This window comes from Streptomyces synnematoformans (genome assembly GCF_039531005.1).
GTDB lineage: Bacteria > Actinomycetota > Actinomycetes > Streptomycetales > Streptomycetaceae > Streptomyces > Streptomyces synnematoformans.
Genome location: NZ_BAAAPF010000689.1, coordinates 1 through 1,111, shown reverse-complemented (window position 1 = coordinate 1,111; position 1,111 = coordinate 1). Strand labels below are relative to the sequence as shown.

Here is a 1,111-nt window from a genome sequence, read left to right as displayed (position 1 = left end):
CAGGCCAGCCCGCGGGGGTCGGGGTGCTCGCGGGCTGGCCTGGGACGACGCCCGCCGCGTCGCGGTGCGGTCCGGGCGGCGGCTGCCCGCCGTCGCGGTTCCGGCCGCGGCCGCGTACGGGCAGGTGCTCGCGGAACCGCTCGCGGCCCTCGTCGACCTGCCGCCGTTCGACACCGCCGCCATGGACGGCTACGCCGTCGCCGGCCCCGGCCCCTGGCGGCTCGACTCCGCCGGGCAGGGCGTCCTCGCCGGCCACGCCGCCTACCCCCCGCTGCCCGACGGCCACGCCGTACGCATCGCCACCGGTGCCCGCGTCCCGCCCGGCGCCACCGGCGTCCTCCGCTCCGAACACGCCGAACTCCGCGACGACGGCACCCTCCTGGCCACCGTGACCGGGGCAACCGCGGCCGCCGGAGCCGCCGCCGCGCCCGTCGCTCAGGACGTCCGTACCGGTCAGGACATCCGCCCCCGCGGCCAGGAGTGCCGCGCCGGCGTCGAACTGCTGCCCGCCGGCGCACGCGTCACCCCCGCCGTCCTCGGGCTCGCCGCCGCCGCCGGCCACGACGAGCTGCGCGTCGTCCGCCGTCCCCGCGTCGAGGTGCTGGTGCTCGGCGCCGAGCTGCTGCACCGCGGGCTGCCCCGGGACGGCCGGATCCGGGACGCGCTGGGCCCGATGCTGGAGCCGTGGCTGCGGGCGTGCGGCGCGGAGCCGTTCGTCACCCGGCGCCTCGGCGACGACGCGGAGCTGCTGTACGAGGCGATCGCCACGTCCACCGCGGACGTCGTCGTGACCACCGGCGGCACCGCCGCCGGCCCCGTCGACCACGTCCACGGCACCCTGCGCCGCCTCGGGGCCGACCTGCTCGTCGACGGCGTCGCCGTACGGCCCGGCCACCCGATGCTGCTCGCCGTGCTGCCGACCGGCGCCCACGTCGTCGGGCTGCCCGGCAACCCGCTGGCGGCGGTCTCCGGGCTGCTCACGCTCGCCGAGCCCCTGGTGCGCGTGCGCGGCGGCGCGCCCGTGCCGGAGCCGCCGGAGGCGGTGCTCACCGCGGACGTGAAGGGGCATCCCACCGACACCCGGCTGGTGCCGGTCGCCGTCGAGACCGCC

At 79.9% G+C, this 1,111-nt stretch carries 1 protein-coding gene; it reads left to right on the top strand.

Translation table 11 applies throughout. From position 1 onward, the window contains the following. Positions 1 to 1,111 (top strand): molybdopterin molybdotransferase MoeA (locus ABD317_RS37140; protein WP_344296515.1); only part of this gene is annotated, 1,111 nt, incomplete at both ends.